This window comes from Mesorhizobium sp. M7D.F.Ca.US.004.03.1.1, from assembly GCF_003998635.1.
GTDB classification, from domain to species: domain Bacteria; phylum Pseudomonadota; class Alphaproteobacteria; order Rhizobiales; family Rhizobiaceae; genus Mesorhizobium; species Mesorhizobium loti.
This window is the reverse complement of the sequence record NZ_RZQG01001800.1, coordinates 1-450: the sequence shown is the minus strand read 5'-3', so window position 1 is coordinate 450 and position 450 is coordinate 1. Positions and strand designations below refer to the sequence as shown.

Sequence of the window (450 nt, the reverse complement as noted above, 5' to 3'; positions counted from 1 at the left end):
GCGGGCAGATGCGGCGTACCGTGGCGCGAAATAACTTCAACCAACGCCGGAAATGCGCCTCGCCAAGGCCGGCTATCGCCAGATGCGGCTGCAGGGGTCGGCCTTCATATCGGGCCGTTCGCAGCAGAGTCGCCGACCAGAAGTCACACATCTTCGCCAGATGCTGCGGCCACTTGTCAGCCTGTATCCTCTGCCGGAAGATGGGGCCAAGAAGCTCATCACGGCGAATTTCCTCGTAGAAGCCGTGAACCACACCACGGATCATGGTCTCGTCAAGGACATCCGGCAACGGGACGCCGTCGACGATGATCGTTCTTTTGCTCCGACTATTCCCGCTCATGTGCGCGCTTCCATCTCTGCAAAGGCCAAGTGGCTTTCGGCATCGTAGCCAGGGACAAACCAAGCTTGGGTTGCACCCGAGTTAGCATCCTACCTAAAACATACATTGTC

Annotated in this window: 1 protein-coding gene; it reads right to left on the bottom strand. The window is 58.2% G+C overall.

What is annotated here, in order from left to right; translation table 11 throughout:
- Positions 1 to 340: group III truncated hemoglobin (locus EN935_RS41690; RefSeq protein ID WP_206534743.1), on the bottom strand; the 340-nt coding region annotated here is incomplete at its 3' end.
- Between the last annotated feature and the right edge of the window lie 110 nt (positions 341 to 450).